Origin of the sequence: Aeromonas sp. PrichA-15, assembly GCF_017939245.1 — a bacterium.
In the GTDB taxonomy this organism is placed as follows: domain Bacteria; phylum Pseudomonadota; class Gammaproteobacteria; order Enterobacterales; family Aeromonadaceae; genus Aeromonas; species Aeromonas caviae.
The window spans coordinates 1-645 of the sequence record NZ_JAGKRH010000085.1; the positions used below are offsets into that span (position 1 = coordinate 1).

Annotated in this window: 1 pseudogene; it reads right to left on the bottom strand. The window is 50.9% G+C overall.

Going from position 1 to position 645, the window contains the following annotated elements:
* Positions 1–433: 433 nt before the first annotated feature.
* Positions 434–645 (bottom strand): annotated as a pseudogene (locus J9889_RS12815) (IS1595 family transposase); the annotation flags it as partial.

The following is a 645-nucleotide window of genomic DNA, read 5'->3' on the forward strand; positions in this document are numbered from 1 at the left end:
CTGTCGTTGGTGGAGACCGGCAAGCGATTGGGCCGCTGCCCACAGGAGTGGTTGAGGGCCGTGGTCAGGGCGTGCATCGAGAAGACAGATTATCCCATCCCGGCAGAACTGATGCCGTCAACCCCGTCCTGGTGAATAGATACTGCGAGTCTCCCGCAGGGCGAGAGCGTGAATAAATTGTTAAATTTGATTCAATTTAGCCAGCCCAGCATCCAGTACCTTTTCCAGATAGGGACTGCTTGCATATTCCGGCCGATCATGAACACCAATTCCGATTCAACGTGAACACCATTTCCGGACCAATGTGAACGCTCATTCCGGTTCAACCTGAACACTTCGCCCCTCCTTTCCGGAAACAGTGTTCAACATCCCGGAATCACTGTTCACATTCACCGGAATCATCCTTAACGCATTGATTTAAAAACCTTCCTGATTACCCATGACCCTCAGCCAGCTTCAAGAGCCGATATGGCATCGGAGGGCTTGCCACGACTGCATACCCCAATTCAACCAACATGCTCTTGAGGTCAAAACGATGATTAAACCGGAAGCAGTATTCCGCAAGATGCCTTGGTAAATGCTTCGCTCCGAGCGTATGGCAACTGCCCCGCAGCGAGTTTTTCACATTTCCTATCATCGTGTTTA